Genomic DNA, 17,507 nt, shown 5'->3' on the forward strand with positions numbered 1-17,507 from the left:
ACCCAGCACAGCAAAGTGTCAGGGCAGCGCGTTCACCAATTTCTCCACCGAAACCCGCGGCCCGGTGAAGAACGGGGTCTCCTCGCGCACGTGCCGCCGGGCGTCGGTGGCCCGCAGGTCACGCATCAGATCCACGATGCGGTGCAGTTCCGGTGCCTCGAAGGCCAGCAGCCACTCGTAGTCGCCGAGGGCGAACGCCGGCACGGTGTTGGCGCGAACGTCCTTGTAGCCGCGGGCGGCCATGCCATGCTCGGCGAGCATGCGGCGGCGTTCCTCGTCGGGCAGCAGGTACCACTCGAGCGACCGCACGAACGGATACACGCAGATGTAGGCGCCGGGCTCCTCGCCCGCCAGGAACGCCGGAATATGGCTCTTGTTGAATTCGGCCGGCCGGTGCAGCGCCACATTGCTCCACACCGGGGTCGACGCGCGGCCCAGCGTGGTCGTGCGTCGGAAGTCGGCGTAGGTGGCCTGCAGCGCCTCGATGGTCTCGGCGTGCGTCCACATCATGAAGTCGGCGTCGGCGCGCATGCCGGCGACGTCGTACAGCCCGCGCACGACGACGCCGTTGTCCTCCTGGTGCTTGAGGAACGTCGCGGTCTCGTCGACCACGGCGGCCCGCGCGTCGTCCCCGTCGGCCAGCACCCCGGGCTTCACCGCGAACACCGAGAACATCAGGTAGCGGATGGTGGAGTTGATCGCGTCGAAGTCGAGCTTGGCCATGGCCCTATGGTGCCACGATCGCCGCGACGGCCCGGGTCGCGGCCGCCACACAGGCGGGCACCCCGATGCCGTCGAGGTAGGCGCCTGCGACCGCCAGCCCGGCGGGCAGGCCCGCACGCAGGTCCGCAACGAGTTCGGCGTGCCGCGGACCGTACTGCGGCATCGCGTCGAGCCATCGGACCACCCTGCTGTCCTCGGGTGCGACGGTGATTCCGAACAGCGTCGTCAGATCCTGCTCGGACCAGGTGAGCAGCTCCTCATCGCCCGCCCGGCGGGCCAGATCGTCACCGAACCGGCCGAACGACAGGCGCACCAGCTCGACCGATCCACGCCGCCCCCATTTACGCGACGACAGGGTGACCGCCTTGGTGTGCAGGCGACCGCGGCCCGCCACCAGAACCCCGGACTGCTCGGGCAGCGGCGTGCCCCCGGGCAGTGCGAGCGCCACCACCGCTGCGGAGGCGACCTTGATGCGGCGGGCCGCCGCGGCGGTGCGCGGGGCCACGTCGTCGACCAGCGGCGCAAGCCGGGGCGCCGGCACCGCCAGCAGGACCGCGTCAGCGGGCCATCGCACCCCCTCGTCGTCGACGACCTCCCAGCCCTGCGCGGCCGGTCGCACGTCGGCGACGGCCACCTGCGCCCAGGTCAGGCGTGAGCGGCGGATCAGCTCGTCGATCAGCACGGTGTAGCCGCCCTCGATCGCGCCGAACACGGACCCGGGCTGTGGCGGCGGCAGCGCCGTGACGACCGCCTCGGTGAGGCTGCGGGCGCCGCGGTCCAGCGCCGTGGCGATCGTCGGGGCCGCCGAACGCAACCCGATCGTCGCCGCCGATCCCGCGTAGACACCGGCCAGCAGGGGATCCACCGACCGGGTCACGACCTGTTCGCCGAACCGGTCGCCGACGAGATCGGCGACCGTCGGGTCGGCGCCCGGGCTCCACGCCAGCGGGCGCCGGGGCTCGTCGAGCATCCAGCGGATCGTCGCGTCGTCCACCAGACCGGTGAGCGCGGAGGGCCGCGACGGGATGCCGTTGACCGTGTCCTTGGGCAGCGGGTGTGTCCGGCCCTCGCTGTAGATCAGCGGCCGCGCCCCCGTCGTCGTGAGCGCTCTGCCCGACAGCCCCAGCTCCCCCAGCAGCGCGGGGACCTCGGGCCTGCGGGTGACGAACGCCTCGGCGCCGACGTCGAGTGGCTGCCCGCCGATCCGTTCGGTGCGCAGCACCCCGCCCAGCCGGTCGGCCGGGTCCAGAAGCGTGATCGACGCATCCGGGCCGGCCGCGACACGCAACCGGTACGCGGCGACGAGACCCGAAATACCGCCGCCCACAACGCAATACCGGGCGCCCCTGGGCGCGCTCACAGCTCGTGCACCAGCGCTACGGCCTCGGTGATGACATCGGGGTCGGTGGCGGGCAGCACGCCGTGACCGAGGTTGAACACATGGCCGACCGCGCCGGCGTCGACGGCCCGCCTGCCGTCCTCGACGACTGCGCGCACCGCCCGCTCGACCACCGGGCGGCCCGCGAGCAGCACCACGGGATCGAGGTTGCCCTGCAGCGCGGTACCCCGCTGCACCCGGCCCGCGGCGTCGGTGAGCGAGGTGCGCCAGTCCACGCCGACCACCGCCGGCGCCCCGTGGCCCGCCACGGCTTCCGACATCGCACCGAGAAGCTCGGCCGTCCCGACCCCGAAGTGCGTCATGGGGACCCCGTGCCCGGCGAGCGCGGTGAACACCCGCGCACTGTGGGGCAGCACGTAGGTGCGGTAGTCGGCCAGCGACAGGGTCCCAGCCCAGGAGTCGAAGACCTGGATGGCGTCGACACCCGCCTCGATCTGGGTGCGCAGGAACGCGATCGTCACCTCCGTCAGCGCGGTCATCAGCGCGTTCCACGTGTCCGTCGCCCCGAGCATCATCGCCTTGGTGTGCTCGTGGTTGCGGCTCGGACCGCCTTCGACCAGATACGACGCCAGCGTGAACGGCGCTCCGGCGAACCCGATCAGCGGCACGTCGCCCAGCTCGCCCACCAACTGGCCGATCGCCGCCGCGACCGGCGCGACCTGCTGGGGGTCCAGCGCCGCGACGGCCCCGACGTCGGCCAGGGTGCGGATCGGGTGCTCGATGACGGGCCCGACGTCGGGCACGATGTCCAGCGCGATCCCGGCCGCCCGCAGCGGCACGACGATGTCGGAGAACAGGATCGCCGCATCCACGTCGTGGCGCCGCACCGGCTGCAGCGTGATCTCGGTGATCAGGTCCGCGTCGAAGCAGGCCTGCATCATCGTGTTCTTGGCCCGCAGCGCCCGGTATTCGGGCAGCGACCGCCCTGCCTGCCGCATCATCCACACCGGTATGCGGGTGGGCTTGCGGCCGGCGACGGCAGCCAGGTAGGGCGATTCGGGCAGCTCGCGGCGCGTGTTCATCGATTCCTATGCTGCCATGCCCGCTGGCCTCCGATTCGGCGCGCCATGAGCACAGACCTGTGGAAATGGGCTAGCGTCTTTCGGCGTGACCACCGCTGAACCGGCTCAATTCCGTGAAGCGGTGGCGGCGATGAATGCCACCACCGTGCGACCGGAGATCGAGCTGGGGCCGATCCGCCCACCACAGCGCCTGGCGCCCTACAGCTACGCGCTGGGCGCCGAGGTCAAGCATGCCGAGGCCGCGATCGTCCCGGAACGCTCCGACGGCGACGCCTTCGGCCGGCTGATCCTGCTGCACGATCCCGAGGGCGCCGACGCCTGGGACGGCACCATGCGGCTGGTCGCCTACATCCAGGCCGACCTGGACTCCAGCGAGGCGGTGGACCCGCTGCTGCCCGAGGTGGCCTGGAGCTGGCTGGTCGACGCGCTCGCCGAGCGCTCGGAACACCTCACCGCGCTGGGCGGCACCGTCACCGCGACGACGTCGGTGCGCTACGGCGACATCTCCGGCCCGCCGCGCGCGCACCAGCTGGAGCTGCGGGCGTCCTGGACCGCGACGACTCTCGACCTCGGTCCGCATGTCGAAGCGTTCTGCGACGTGCTCGAGCACGCCGCCGGACTGCCGCCGGCCGGGGTGACCGACCTGGGCTCGCGCACCCGCGCGTGACGTGATGACCGATTCCGACACCGCCGGCGTCGACTCCGACGCCGAAGTCCCCGAGACCGACGCCGTCCCGCTGCTGGCCCCCCGCGACGGCGTGCCGGGCGTTTCCGTCAGTCGCAGCGAGATCAGCAGGGCCGCAGACCTTCTTGCCTCGGGCACCGGCCCGTTCGCCGTCGACGCCGAGCGCGCGTCGGGTTTCCGCTACTCCAACCGCGCCTATCTGGTGCAGATCCGCCGGGCCGGGGCCGGCACCGTGCTGATCGACCCGGTCAGCCATGGCGGTGACGCGCTGGAGGTGCTTGCCCCGCTGGCCGAGGTGCTCGCCGAGGACCAGTGGGTGCTGCACGCCGCCGACCAGGACCTGCCGTGCCTGGCCGAGATCGGCATGCAGCCGCCCTCGCTCTACGACACCGAGCTCGCCGGACGGCTGGCCAACTTCGACCGGGTGAACCTCGCCTCGATGGTTCAGCAGCTGCTGGGTTATCAGCTCACCAAGGGCCACGGCGCCGCTGACTGGTCGAAGCGGCCGCTGCCCGACGACTGGCTCAACTACGCCGCGCTGGACGTCGAGGTACTGACCGAATTGCGCGACGCGATCGACGCGCTGCTGAGCGAACAGGGCAAGACGGACTGGGCGCGGCAGGAGTTCGAGTACCTGCGCACCGCCGAGAGTTCACCCACCCGCAGGGACCGGTGGCGGCGCACGTCCGGCATCCACAAGGTCCGCGATCCGCGCACGCTGGCGGCGGTGCGTGAGCTGTGGCTCACCCGCGACCAGATCGCCCGCCGCCGCGATATCGCCCCGGGGCGCATCCTGCCCGACAGCGCGATCATCACCGCCGCCACCACCAACCCCGACACGGTCGAGAAGCTGACCGCGCTGCCGGTGTTCGGCGGCTCCCGTCAGCGGCGCAGCGCGCAGGTGTGGCTCGACGCGCTCGAACGCGCGCGCAACGCCGAACCGCCGTCGGCCCAGGAGCCGTCCAACGGCCCGCCGCCCGCGTCCCGCTGGGCGCGGCGCAAACCCGAGGCGGCGGCCCGGCTGGAGGCCGCCCGCACAGCGATCAACGAACGGGCACAACAGATTTCAGTCCCGCCAGAGAACCTGCTCTCCCCCGATATCGTGCGCAGGCTGTGCTGGGACTGGGTGGCGGTCGACGACACCGCAGGCGCCGTCGAAGCGTTCCTCGCCGCGACCACCGCCCGGCAGTGGCAGCGCGAACTGACGGTGCCCGTGCTGACCGCGGCGTTGACGGCGGCGGAGCCTACCAGCTCGCCGTGACCCGCTCGACGTGCGCGAGGAAGTGCTGCAGCACCGCCTCGGGCGCTTCGATCTGCGGCCAGTGCCCGATGTCGTCGGCGAGCATCACGACGTCGGCTTCGGGGACGACCTCGGCGTAGCGGCGCGCCATGTGGGCACCGGAGTTGGGGTCGACGGGCCCGTCGATCAGCCGCATCGGCACCGAGGTCTCCCGCATGGCGCGTACCCACCGGTTGCGGTGGGTACGGCGGTCGTCGAGGAATCGCCCGACCTGGTGCAGCACCCGCTTCCCGTCATTCCACTCGAGGATCTCGTGGAACGTCTGCATCATCTCCCGCGTCGGCTTGGTGTTCGGGCCGAACATCTCGTTGATGGTCGGCTCGAGCACGCGGCGCGACAGCGCGCTGCCCTGCAGCGGACTCATCAGGTCGCCCAGTGGCGTCCCCGACATCAGCTTCTGCATCAGGCGCGGCGTGTAGGCCTCGGTGAACAGCCCGCCGTTGAGCCAGGTGATCGACTCGATGTCCCAGCCAGCATAGGCCTGCTCACCGAACACCTTGCGGGCCAACAGTTCCTGGGCCACGGAGTCGCCGAGGTCGTGGGCCAGCACGTGTGCCGAGTGCACACCGAGGTCGGCCAGCAGTGCCTCGTGCATGTCGGCATGGTCACCGACCGTGTATCGGTAGGCACTCGGCTTGGCCGAGAAGCCCATGCCCATCATGTCGGGCGCGATGACGCGGAAACGGGACGTCAACGCCGGCCACAGCGCCGCCCAGTCATAGCTGTTGAACGGGTAGCCGTGCACCAGCAGCAGAGCCGGGCCCTGCCCCTCGCAGCGGTAGAAGACGTCGAAGCCGAGGTAGTCGAAATACTGTCCGGCAGCCTTCCACCGTTCCAGCGCGGGATCCACATTGTGCAGCCTAACGACGTTGTCTACCGACGGCGCTCGACCAGTTCGAGGGCCGCAGCCTCGATCGTGTCCTCACTCAGAAGCACCTGCAGCGCAGCGTCGCCGAGCGGAATGAAGCTGTCGTGGCTCGCGACGCGGGCCAGCGCTCCTGCATAGCCGCCGTCGACGAGCGCGGTGACGACACCCTCGCTCACCCCTCCGCTGCGCCGCGTCTCGTCCACCACGAGTACCCGACCGGTCGCCTCGGCCTCGGCCAGCATGTCGGACAGGGGAAGTGGCGACAGCCAGCGAAGGTCGACCACCCGGACGGCGATGCCGCGGCCGGCCACCCGGCGCGCCACCCGCAGGCTCATCGGGACACCGTTACCAAACGTCAGGATTGTCAGGTCGGAGCCGTCGCCGTAAGTGCGGGGGCTGCCGATCGGCGCCACTGCTCCGGTGTCGGGCGCCAGCCACAGGTCGTCGCCGTCGTCGTACAGATCACGGGTGTGGTACAGCGCGATAGGTTCCACGAACAGACAGACGGTTCCCGCCGCGCGGGCCGCAGTGACGCAGGACCGCAGCATCGCCGCGGCGTCGTCGGGCCGCGCCGGGGTCGCCACCACCACGCCGGGAAGATCCCGCAACGCTGTGATCGAGTTGTCGTTGTGGAAGTGGCCGCCGAAGCCCTTCTGATAGCCGTACCCGGCGATCCGCACCACCATCGGATTGCGGTACTGCCGATTCGAGAAGAACTGCAGTGTCGCGGCCTCCCCGCGGATCTGGTCGGCGGCGTTGTGCAGGTACGCCAGGTACTGGATCTCCGGAATCGGCAGCAGGCCCGAAACGCCGGCTCCCAGAGCGAGTCCGAGAATCGACTGCTCGTCGAGCAGCGTGTCGAACACCCGCGCCGCGCCTGCAGCCGCTTGCAGCCCGCGCGTCACCCCGTAGACGCCGCCCTTGCGGCCGACGTCCTCCCCGAACACCATCGCTGCGGGCTGGTCGGCGAGCACCTGCCCCAGCGCCTGGTTGATCGCCTGGGCGACCGTCACCGGCGGGCCGTTGCGCTCGACGTATTCGGCTGCGGCCCTCGTCGTCGCCGTCACCGCGTCGTCGAGAGCGTCGCGCAGCGGCGTCATCACCGCGCGGGAGTTGTCCAGCTGCCGGAGTTCGGCCACCTCGGCGGCCAGGGCGAGCACCTTCGAGCGTTTCTCCTCGTAGGCGTCCAGCGCCTGCTGCGGAGTGAGCACGCCCGCTTCGACGAGCACCCGCGCCGTGCACAGCACCGGATCGCGCGGGTAATCGGCGGCGATCTCGTCGTTCCTGCGGTAACCGGGCTCGTAATCCGACCCGGCGTGGCCCATCAAGCGCACCGTACGCAAGTGCAGGAAGGCCGGACGACGCTGCGCTCGAACGTATTCGGCGGCCTGCGCCGCGACGGTCAGCACCTCGGGCAGGCTGGTTCCGTCGGCGGTGAAGTAACGGAGGTCGGCGCGATCGCCGTAGGTCCGCGCGATCCAGCCCTGCGGTGTCTTGACGCTGATCCCGATCCCGTTGTCCTCACAGACGAACAGCAGCGGCATCGGGACACCCTGGTAGGCGCTGTGCATGGCGGCGTTGATGGCGCCGACCGCGGTCGAGTGATTGGCCGACGCGTCGCCGAAACTGCCCACCGCCAGAGCGTCAGCAGGCCACGGACACTCGACCCCTAGCTTCCGTGAGCGCGGAATCGAGAACGCGACGCCGAGCGCCCGTGGCAGGTGTGAGGCGATGGTCGAGGTCTGCGGTATGACATGCAGATCGTGGCGGCCGAACACCTTGTGTCGGCCGCCGGAGATGGGCTCTGCGGTCGCGGCGACCATCCCGAGCAGCACATCGCGCAGCGGATCGCTGCCGTCGACCTGGGCGGCCCGGGCCAGGTAGAAGCCGCCGGAGCGGTAATGCAGCAGGGCCGGATCGGTGGGCCGCAACGCCGCGGCGACGCCGGCGTTGCTCTCATGCCCCGACGAACCGATCGTGTAGAACCCCTTGTTCTTCGACCGCAGCCAGCGGGCCGCGAGGTCGAGATGCCTGCTGCCGAGCTGCGCATCGAACACATCGAGGCAGTCCCGAGCGGAGATACCCTGCAGCACATCAACATTCGGGACGCTCGGCGCGGTCAGCGCCAAAATGGTCGCGGCGAAGTATTCGTCGATCGGTTCGGCCATTGCGACTCCCTGGCGCTCAGCGGAACGCGGCGGTACCCGTGAGGGCCTGCCCGATCATCAGAGTATGCATCTCGCTGGTGTCAGCGCGGCCGAGATGCACGGCGAGCCGGGTCAGTCGAGCTGGCGGCTGACTTCCTTCTCCGCGGCGCCGGCGCCGAGCGCGGCCACCCATCCGGTGATCTGACGGGCGATGTTGCGCTCGGTCAGGCCCACCGAGGTGAGTACCTCGCCGCGCGAGGCGTGGGCGAAGAACTCCTGCGGGAGGGCGGCGTCGCGGCAGGGGACGTCGATCTCGGCGCGCCGCAGCGCGCTCGATACCGCGGAACCGACACCGCCGTGCACACCGTTGTCCTCCAGCGTGACGACGAGCTTGTGCCGCGCGGCCAGGCCGTGCAGCGCCGTGGGCACGGGCAGCACCCAGCGCGGGTCGACCACGGTCACACCGATGCCCTGGTTGCGTAGCCGCTCGGCGATCGCGAGCGCCATCGCGGCGAACGGTCCAACCGCGATCACGAGCACGTCGTCGGACAGGCCGTCGGCAGGCAGCGCGAGCACGTCCACCCCGTCCCGCCGTTCGATCGCCGAGATGTCCTCTCCGACATCGCCTTTGGGGAACCGGATGGCGGTCGGGCCGTCGTTGACGTCGAGCGCCTCGGCGAGTTCCTCACGCAGGCGGGCGCCGTCGCGCGGCGCCGCGACGCGCATGCCCGGCACCACACCGAGGATCGACAGATCCCACATGCCGTTGTGGCTGGCGCCGTCGGGTCCGGTGACGCCTGACCGGTCGAGCACGATCGTCACGGGCAGCTTGTGCAGCGCGACGTCCATCATCACCTGGTCGAACGCGCGGTTGAGGAACGTGGAGTACACGGCGACGACGGGATGCATCCCGCCCATCGCCAGGCCGGCGGCCGAGGTGATCGCGTGCTGCTCGGCGATGCCGACGTCGAAGAACCGGTCCGGGTACCGCAGCCGGAACGCACTGAGGCCGGTCGGGCCGGGCATCGCGGCGGTGATCGCCACCACGTCGCGGCGCTTGGCCGCGAGCTGGATCAGCGAGTCGGAGAACGCCGAGGTCCAACCCGGCCCGGGCACCGTGGTGGCCAGCCCGGTCTCCGGGTCGATGACGCCGCACGCGTGCATCTGGTCGTCTTCGTCGTTCTCCGCGGGCGCGTAGCCCATGCCCTTGCGGGTGACGACGTGCACCACGACGGGGGCGTTGAACGCCCGCGCGTGCCGCAGCGCACTCTCCACGGCGTGTTCGTCGTGACCGTCGATCGGTCCGACGTACTTCAGGCCGAGATCGGTGAACATCACCTGCGGCGACAGCGCGTCCTTGATGCCGGCCTTGACGCTGTGCATGCACTGGTAGCAGAACTCGCCGATGACGGGAAGTCCGCGCACGGCCTTGCGACCCTCCTCGAGCACGCGCTCGTAGCCGGGTTGCAGCCGCAGCCCGGCCAGGTGCTCGGCGAAGCCGCCGATGGTCGGGGCGTAGCTGCGGCCGTTGTCGTTGACGACGATCACGATCGGCCGCTTGGAGGCCGCGATGTTGTTCAACGCCTCCCAGCACATCCCGCCGGTGAGCGCGCCGTCGCCGACGACGGCCACCACGTGGCGGTTGCGGTGCCCGCTGAGTTCGAACGCCTTGGCCAGACCGTCGGCGTAGGACAGGGACGAGCTGGCGTGGCTGGACTCCACCCAGTCGTGCTCGCTCTCCTCGCGCGACGGGTAGCCCGACAGGCCGTCCTTCTTGCGCAGCGTCTCGAAGTCCTGGCACCGGCCCGTCAGCATCTTGTGCACATAGGCCTGGTGACCGGTGTCGAACAGGATCGGATCGTGCGGGGAGTCGAAGACGCGGTGCAGCGCCAACGTCAGTTCGACGACACCGAGGTTGGGTCCCAGATGCCCGCCGGTTGCCGCGACCTTGTGGATCAGGAAGTCACGGATTTCACGGGCCAGCGCGTCCACCTGTGCCTGCGACAGGTGCTGCAGATCAGCGGGACCGCGGATCTGTTCAAGCATCAGCTCAGTCTACGCACCGCGCAGTCGATCAGTCGTCCCGAGACGCCTGCGGCGCATAGATGTCGGGCACCCCGTCGGCGTCGTCGTCGGCGGTCTCCAACTCGTGTATCCGCCGGTAGGCGGCGTTGCGGCTGAGAAGGACGACCGCGGCCAGCGCCCCGGCGAGGACTGAGCCGCACAGCACTCCGATCTTGACGTCGGCACTTGTCATCGATCCGTAATCGAAGGCCAACTCGCCGATCAGAAGCGAGACCGTGAACCCGATCCCGGCCAGCAGCGAAACGCCCAGCACGTCACGCCACTGCAGATCGTCGTCGAGGCTGGCATGGGTGAACCTGGCCAGCAGATAGGCCGTCACCCAGACCCCGAGCGGTTTCCCGATGACCAGACCCGCGATGACGCCCACGGTGACCGGTTGGATCAGCGAGCCGCCCAGCCCCGACCAGCCACCGACGGTGACCCCCGCGGCGAAGAAGGCGAACACGGGAACCGCCACTCCGGCCGAGATGGGGCGCATCACATGCTCGACCCGATCTGCCGCCGCGAACCGGCCCAGAACCGGAACCGTGAATCCCAGCACGACGCCGGCCACGGTGGCGTGCACGCCGCTGGCATGCACGAGCGCCCAGGTCACGACCGCCAAGGGGAGCAGCAGCCACCACTGCCGGTGGCCTCGCTGCACGGCCAGCGCGAACAGTCCCGCGGGCAGCACCGCCAGGCCGAGCGGCCCCAGCGACAGGTGATCGGTGTAGAACACGGCGATCACGGTGATGGCGAGCAGGTCGTCGACGACCGCGAGCGTCAGCAGGAAGGTGCGCAGCGCCGTGGGCAGATGGGTCGACAACACCGCCAGCACGGCCAGCGCGAAGGCGATGTCCGTCGCGATGGGGACGGCCCACCCGCCGAGGTTCTCCGGGCGGCCGGCGGCGAGATTCACGGCGATGAAGATGCCCGCCGGCACCAGCATCCCGCCGATGGCGGCGGCGATGGGCAGGGCCGCGCGGGCAGGGTCTCTCAGATCCCCGGCGACGAATTCGCGCTTGAGCTCGACGCCGACCACGAAGAAGAAGATCGCGAGCAGACCGTCGGCAGCCCACGCGGAGACACTGAGTTGAAGGTGTAACGCTTCGGGGCCGATCAGTCGGCCCGACAGCGCGTGGTAGGACTCCGACCAGGGCGAATTGGCCCATCCCAGCGCGAGACCCGCCGCGAACAGCAGCAACACGCCGCCCACGGTCTCCTTCCGGAGGATCCCGGCGAGCCGCTGCGCCTCGGTCCACGACCCCCGGCTGAGCAGCGACAGTTTGGTGGGGACGGGCTTGCCGGGGGCGGTCATGACCGTGCCCCGGAATCGGCGTCATGCCCGAAAGCCTTGCGCGACAACGCTGATGGTCGGCAGCGGGGACGCTTGAACAACACTGGAGAACAGAACACGGCACGCCTTTCACGGGTCGTCGATGACGTTGCCGACCCGTCTTCCCGGCGCACCTGACACCAATCTATACGGCGCGGATACCGCGCACCAGCCGAGACCGACGGCCATCAGCGGCCTCACCGCGTCGTATCGTGACCGTATGCACGCCGAGGACATCGCCGAGGAATTCCCGGTCGTCAGCATGGACTCGAACGCACTCGACGCGGCGCGCATGCTCGCCGAGCACCGACTCCCCGGCATCGTCGTCACCGACCCGTCCGGAAAACGTCTCGCGGTGTTGCCCGCGTCGCAGGTGGTGCGGTTCATCGTTCCGCAGTACGTGCAGGACGATCCGTCGCTCGCCGGGGTGCTCGACGAGTCGATGGCGGACCGGGTGGCCGACAAGCTCGCCAGCAAGACGGTCCGTGATGTGCTGCCCGACCACCTGCGCGACGTGCCCGCCGCCCGCGCCGACGACACGATCGTCGAGGTCGCCGCGAACATGGCACGGTGCAGGAGTCCGCTCGTGGCGGTGATGAAGGACGGCGTTCTGGTCGGGGTGATCACGGCGTCCCGTCTCCTGGAAGCGGCACTGAAGCATTGATCGACCTCCCCAGGGTGTCGCGGTGACGGTTCTTGCGATCGCGGTGTTCGTGATCGCCTATGCGCTCATCGCCAGCGACCGTGTCAACAAGACGCTGGCGGCGCTCGGCGGCGCGGCGATCGTGGTCGCCGTCGGCCTGCTGGGCTCAGAAGACGTGTTCTTCTCCCGCGAGACCGGGATCGACTGGGACGTCATCTTCCTGCTGTTCGGCATGATGATCATCGTCAGCGTGCTGCGTCAGACCGGCGTCTTCGAATACGTCGCGATCTGGGCGGCCAAGCGGGCGGGCGGTTCGCCCCTGCGCATCATGATCCTGCTCGTGCTGGTGACCGCGGCGGCGTCCGCCCTGCTCGACAACGTCACCACCGTGTTGCTGATCGCGCCTGTCACGCTTCTGGTGTGCGACCGGCTGGCGATCAACCCGGTCCCCTTCTTGATGGCCGAGGTGTTCGCCTCCAACATCGGCGGTGCGTCCACCCTGGTGGGTGACCCGCCGAACATCATCATCGCCAGCCGGGCCGGACTCACGTTCAACGACTTCCTCGTCCACATGTTGCCGATCATCGTGGTGATCCTGGCGGTCTTCGTCGGTCTGTTGCCATGGCTGTTCCGCGGGTCTTTCGACGTCCGGCCGGAGCGGGTGGCCGATGTGATGTCCCTGCAGGAACGAGAAGCGATCCGCGACCCGGCCCTGCTGATCAAATCCGGTGTGGTGCTGATGCTCGTCTTCGCCGCGTTCATCGGGCATTCGCTGCTGCACATCGAACCGTCGCTCGTGGCGTTGCTCGGTGCGGGGATCCTGATCCTGATCTCCCGCCTGGACAGAAGGGACTACCTCGACAGCGTCGAGTGGGAGACGTTGCTGTTCTTCGCGGGGCTCTTCGTGATGGTGGGAGCGCTGGTGAAGACCGGCGTGATCGCCCGACTGGCCGAATCGGCGGTCGAGGTCACCGGTGGGAACCCCTTGGCGGCGGTCATGCTGGTCCTCGGCGTGTCCGCACCGGTTTCCGGAATCATCGACAACATCCCCTACGTGGCGACGATGACGCCGATCGTGAGCGAACTGGCCTCGGAGCTGTCGGATCCCACACATTCCGGTGCGCTGTGGTGGGCGCTCGCCCTCGGCGCGGACCTCGGCGGGAATCTGACGGCCGTGGGAGCGAGCGCGAACGTGGTGATGCTGGGCATCGCGCGCCGCGCCGACCACCCGATCTCGTTCTGGGAGTTCACCCGCAAGGGAGTCGTCGTCACCGCGATGTCGGTCGCGTTGTCCGCGGTGTACCTGTGGGTGCGGTACTTCGTCATCGGGTGAGCGCCGCCACGCACTCGACGTGGTGGGTCAACGGGAACGAGTCGAACACCCGCAACTGCTCGACCTGATACCCGCTTTCCCGGTACAGGCCGATATCGCGCGCGAACGACGCTGCCTCGCAACCGATGTGGACGATGCGGGGCACCTCGGCAGCGGCCAGCTGCTCGATGACGTCGCGGCCCGCGCCGGTGCGGGGCGGATCGAGCACCGCGACGTCGGCCCGCACCGAGGTGCGCTCCAGCGCCCGTCGCACCGAATCGGTGACGACGGTGACGGTGTCCAGGTCGGCCAGCGCCGTGCGCGCCGCCCGCGAGGCGCCGCGTGAGGTGTCGACGCTGAGCACCCGTCCGGTCTCCCCGACCGCGCCCGCCAACGCCGCCGCGAACACCCCGGCACCGCCGTAGAGGTCCCACGCGGTCATGCCCGGTTCGAGCTGCGCCCACTCGGTCACCAGTGCGCTGTAGAGCGCCGGGGCGTCCCGGTGGGCCTGCCAGAACGCCGTCACCGGCACCCGCCACGTCCGCCCGCCGACCCGCTGCACCGTCTCGTAGTCACCCTCGACCACCTCGGTCCGCCGGCCCCGGCCCGCGACCACCACATGGCGCCTGTCCTCGGCGTCGAGCGCCACGTGCACGGCCACATCCGACGGCCACGTCCGCTCCGCCACGCCGGACAGCATGCCGGCGGGCAGCTGCGCGCAGTCGAGCCGGTGCACCAGTTCGGCGCTGTGATAGCGGTGGAAACCGGCCCGCCCGTCGGCGGAGACGTCGAGACGCACCCGGGTCCGCCACCCTGTGTGGCCCGCCTCGCCGACCGCCTCGGCCGTCGCGTCCTCTTCCGCGCGCCAGCGGTAATCGCCCAGCCGCGCAAGTTGATTGGCGACCACCGCGCCCTTGAGCCGGCGCGCCGCGGCGGGGTCGGCGAACGCGAGGTCGCAGCATCCCGCACCGTCCACCCCGGCGATCGGGCACCACGGCTCGACCCGGTCGGGCGACGGCTCGAGCACCTCGAGCACCTCGGCGTTCCAATACTTCTCGCGCGCCGCGCCGGTGCGCACCACCCGCACGCGCACCGTCTCCCCCGGCAGCGCGTAGCGCACGAACACCACCCGGCCGTCGTGGCGGGCCACGCAGCTGCCGCCGTTGGCGGCGGCCCCGGTGGTCAGGATCAGTTCGTCGGGCCGCTCATCGCTCAATCCAGGAACCCCTTGCGCGCGTCGCCGGGCGCGGACTGCGGCGCGAGTTTCTTCAGCCGCTCCGACGAGGACAGCTGCCAGGGCACGGAGGTCACCATGACGTTGGGCTCGAACAGCAGCCTGCCCTTCAGCCGCAGCGCGCTCTGGTTGTGCAGCACCTGCTCCCACCAGTGGCCGACGACGTACTCGGGGATGAACACCGTCACCACGGTGCGCGGAGACTCGCGGCTGACCCGCTTGACGTATTCGAGCACCGGCCGGGTGATCTCGCGGTAGGGCGACGCGATCACCTTGAGCGGCACGCTGATGTCACTGGACTCCCACTTGTGCACCAACTCGCGGGTCTCGGCGTCGTCGACGCTGACCGTGATCGCCTCCAGCACGTCGGGCCGGGTGGCCCGCGCGTAGGCCAGCGCGCGCAGTGTCGGCAGATGCACGTTGGACACCAGCACCACCGCGTGATTGCGGCTGGGCAGCACGATGTCCTCGGTCTCGGCGGCGCGGGCCTCGAGCTCCCGGCTGACCGACGCGTAATGGCGGTGGATCAGCTTCATGATGAGGAACAGCGCCCCCATCGCCAGGATCGCGATCCACGCCCCCACCAGGAACTTGGTGATCACCACGATGACCAGCACGGTGCCTGTGCACACGAAGCCGATGGTGTTGATCACCCGGGAACGCATCATCCGGGCCCGCGCCGGCCCGTCGGTTTCGGTGCGCAGCAACCGCGTCCAGTGCCGCACCATGCCGATCTGGCTGAGCGTGAACGACACGAACACCCCGACGATGTAGAGCTGGATCAGCGCCGTCACCTGAGCCTGGAACGCCACGATGAACGCGACCGCACCGAACGCCAGGAACAGGATGCCGTTGGAGAACGCGAGCCGGTCACCGCGGGTGTGCAACTGACGCGGCAGGTAACGGTCCTGCGCCAGAATCGAACCCAGCACCGGGAACCCGTTGAACGCGGTGTTGGCGGCCAGCACCAGGATCAGCGCGGTGACACCGGCGATCAGGTACAGCCCGATCGGGAAGTCGTGGAACACCGCGTCGGCCAGCTGGGCGATCAGGGTCTTCTGCTGATAGTCCGGCGGCGCCCCGCCGAGCTGCTCGAGTGGGCGCTCGGCGATCTGCGCACCGGTCGCCCGCGCCAGCATGATGATGCCCATGAACAGGGTGATCGCGATGACGCCGAGCAGCAGCAGCGTGGTGGCGGCGTTGCGCGACTTGGGCTTCTGGAACGCGGGCACCCCGTTGCTGATCGCCTCGACACCGGTCAGCGCCGCGCTGCCCGACGAGAACGCTCGGGCGATCAGGAACACCAGCGCGAAACCCATGACGTCGCCGTGCTCGGAGTGCATCTCGAAACCGGCCGACTCGGCGCGCAGATCGTTGCCCAGCACGTAGATCTGGAAGAACCCCCAGGCGAGCATGATGTACATGCCCATCATGAAGGCGTAGGTCGGGATCGCGAACGCGGTGCCCGATTCCCGGATTCCGCGTAGGTTCAGCGACGCCAGGATCGTGATCGCCGCGATCGCGAACCACACCTTGTGGTGGTCGACGAACGGGATCGCCGAGCCGATGTTCGACATCGCCGAGGACATCGACACCGCAACGGTCAGCACGTAGTCGACCAGCAGCGCGCTGGCCACCGTGAGCCCCGCGTTGGGGCCGAGGTTGGTCGTCACCACCTCGTAGTCGCCGCCGCCGGACGGATACGCGTGCACGTTCTGCCGGTAGCTCGCGATCACGATCAGCATGACGCCGGCCACCACCAGGCCGATCCACGGCGCCATCGAGTACGCGGACAGGCCGGCGACCGACAGCACCAGGAAGATCTCCTCCGGCGCGTAGGCCACCGACGACAGCGCGTCGGAGGCGAAGACCGGAAGCGCGATCCGCTTGGGCAACAGGGTGTGCGCCAGCTTGTCGCTACGGAACGGCCGGCCCAGTACGAGCCGCCGCGCGGCAGTCGAAAGCTTGGACACGAGTGCCAAGGGTAAGCCCGACGGTCACCGGACGCTGCAAAGCTGTAGCGTTCCTGGCGAGCACTCAGTGGCGGTAGGTGTCGGACCGCCGCGTTCGGCCCCGCCGGAAAGGACCCCCAGGTGCGTGTAGTGGTGATGGGATGCGGCCGGGTGGGCGCCTCCCTGTCCGACAGTCTGGCCCGGATCGGCCACGACGTCGCCGTCATCGACCGTGACGGCACGGCCTTCCACCGCCTGTCCCCGGAGTTCTCCGGCGAACGCGTGGTGGGCATGGGGTTCGACCGTGACGTGCTGATCCGGGCGGGCATCGAGGGCGCGTCGGCGTTCGCGGCGGTGTCCTCGGGCGACAACTCCAACATCATCTCCGCCCGGGTGGCGCGGGAGACCTTCGGCGTGCAGCGCGTGGTCGCGCGTATCTACGACGCCAAGCGGGCCGCGGTCTACGAGCGGCTGGGCATCCCGACGGTGGCGACGGTGCCGTGGACCACCGACCGACTGCTCAACGTGCTGATCCGCGAAACCGAGACCACCAAGTGGCGCGACCCCAGCGGCAACGTCGGCGTCACCGAACTCGCCCTGCACGAGAACTGGGTGGGCCGTCGCCTGTCCGAGTTGGAATCGGCCACCTCAGGCCGCGCCGCGTTCCTGATCCGCTTCGGCGCCGGTCTGCTGCCCGACGCGAAAACCGTGATCCAGGCGGGAGATCAGGTGTACATGGCCGCGATCTCCGGACACATCGCCGAAGCGCTGGCGATCGCGGCGCTGCCGCCGAGCGAGGAGGCGGAGTGAAGACCACCGGCG

At 69.8% G+C, this 17,507-nt stretch carries 14 protein-coding genes; 5 read left to right on the plus strand and 9 right to left on the minus strand.

What is annotated here, in order from left to right:
• Nucleotides 1-18: 18 nt before the first annotated feature.
• Genes hemQ through hemE form a run of 3 tightly spaced genes read right to left on the minus strand, consistent with a single transcriptional unit; the run spans nt 19 to nt 3,144 of the window.
• Nucleotides 19-723: a hydrogen peroxide-dependent heme synthase gene (gene hemQ, locus G6N45_RS20920; RefSeq protein ID WP_163724232.1), complete on the minus strand. Its 705-nt coding sequence runs from the start codon at nt 721-723 to the stop codon at nt 19-21.
• Nucleotides 724-727: 4 nt separating this feature from the next.
• Entirely contained in the window at nt 728-2,083 is a 1,356-nt protein-coding gene (locus G6N45_RS20925; protein WP_163724235.1) for a protoporphyrinogen oxidase, read from the minus strand.
• Complete coding sequence (gene hemE, locus G6N45_RS20930; protein WP_163724237.1) at nt 2,080-3,144, minus strand: uroporphyrinogen decarboxylase; 1,065 nt, start codon at nt 3,142-3,144, stop codon at nt 2,080-2,082. Before hemE ends, G6N45_RS20925 begins: the two co-directional genes overlap by 4 nt.
• Before the next feature lie 130 nt (nt 3,145-3,274).
• Between hemE and G6N45_RS20935 the strand changes: the two genes are divergently transcribed.
• Nucleotides 3,275-3,811 (plus strand): DUF3000 domain-containing protein, encoded by a 537-nt coding sequence (locus G6N45_RS20935; RefSeq protein WP_246229149.1) that lies wholly within the window; start codon nt 3,275-3,277, stop codon nt 3,809-3,811.
• Nucleotides 3,812-3,815: 4 nt separating this feature from the next.
• A complete protein-coding gene (locus G6N45_RS20940) occupies nt 3,816-5,090 on the plus strand; it encodes an HRDC domain-containing protein (RefSeq protein WP_163724241.1) in 1,275 nt (424 codons plus the stop codon).
• Here the strand turns inward: G6N45_RS20940 and G6N45_RS20945 are convergent.
• The 4 genes from G6N45_RS20945 to nhaA all read right to left on the minus strand — a co-directional run bounded on the left by G6N45_RS20945 (nt 5,074) and on the right by nhaA (nt 11,526).
• Complete coding sequence (locus G6N45_RS20945; RefSeq protein ID WP_163724242.1) at nt 5,074-5,979, minus strand: alpha/beta fold hydrolase; 906 nt, start codon at nt 5,977-5,979, stop codon at nt 5,074-5,076. The two genes, G6N45_RS20940 and G6N45_RS20945, sit on opposite strands and share 17 nt — an antisense overlap.
• A gap of 23 nt (nt 5,980-6,002) precedes the next feature.
• Nucleotides 6,003-8,165, minus strand: coding sequence for a thiamine pyrophosphate-dependent enzyme (locus G6N45_RS20950; protein WP_163724245.1), 2,163 nt, complete (start codon nt 8,163-8,165; stop codon nt 6,003-6,005).
• Between the two features lie 111 nt (nt 8,166-8,276).
• Nucleotides 8,277-10,190 (minus strand): 1-deoxy-D-xylulose-5-phosphate synthase, encoded by a 1,914-nt coding sequence (dxs, locus tag G6N45_RS20955; RefSeq protein ID WP_163724247.1) that lies wholly within the window; start codon nt 10,188-10,190, stop codon nt 8,277-8,279.
• 28 nt (nt 10,191-10,218) lie between these two features.
• The gene (nhaA, locus tag G6N45_RS20960; RefSeq protein WP_163724249.1) at nt 10,219-11,526 is read right to left on the minus strand and encodes a Na+/H+ antiporter NhaA; all 1,308 of its coding nucleotides are present in this window, start codon (nt 11,524-11,526) and stop codon (nt 10,219-10,221) included.
• Nucleotides 11,527-11,764: 238 nt separating this feature from the next.
• Between nhaA and G6N45_RS20965 the strand changes: the two genes are divergently transcribed.
• Together G6N45_RS20965 and G6N45_RS20970 are read left to right on the plus strand one after the other, a co-directional pair.
• Entirely contained in the window at nt 11,765-12,208 is a 444-nt protein-coding gene (locus G6N45_RS20965; protein WP_057147680.1) for a CBS domain-containing protein, read from the plus strand.
• Between the two features lie 22 nt (nt 12,209-12,230).
• Nucleotides 12,231-13,520, plus strand: coding sequence for an ArsB/NhaD family transporter (locus G6N45_RS20970; protein WP_163724252.1), 1,290 nt, complete (start codon nt 12,231-12,233; stop codon nt 13,518-13,520).
• Here the strand turns inward: G6N45_RS20970 and G6N45_RS20975 are convergent.
• Together G6N45_RS20975 and G6N45_RS20980 are read right to left on the minus strand one after the other, a co-directional pair.
• Complete coding sequence (locus G6N45_RS20975) at nt 13,510-14,715, minus strand: class I SAM-dependent RNA methyltransferase (RefSeq protein ID WP_163724254.1); 1,206 nt, start codon at nt 14,713-14,715, stop codon at nt 13,510-13,512. The two genes, G6N45_RS20970 and G6N45_RS20975, sit on opposite strands and share 11 nt — an antisense overlap.
• Nucleotides 14,712-16,715 (minus strand): APC family permease, encoded by a 2,004-nt coding sequence (locus G6N45_RS20980; RefSeq protein WP_197746849.1) that lies wholly within the window; start codon nt 16,713-16,715, stop codon nt 14,712-14,714. Before G6N45_RS20980 ends, G6N45_RS20975 begins: the two co-directional genes overlap by 4 nt.
• 111 nt (nt 16,716-16,826) lie before the next feature.
• Between G6N45_RS20980 and G6N45_RS20985 the strand changes: the two genes are divergently transcribed.
• On the plus strand, nt 16,827-17,495 hold the full coding sequence (locus G6N45_RS20985; protein ID WP_082597629.1) for a potassium channel family protein: 669 nt from the start codon (nt 16,827-16,829) through the stop codon (nt 17,493-17,495).
• The last annotated feature ends 12 nt before the right edge of the window (nt 17,496-17,507 follow it).

This window comes from Mycolicibacterium psychrotolerans, assembly GCF_010729305.1.
In the GTDB taxonomy this organism is placed as follows: domain Bacteria; phylum Actinomycetota; class Actinomycetes; order Mycobacteriales; family Mycobacteriaceae; genus Mycobacterium; species Mycobacterium psychrotolerans.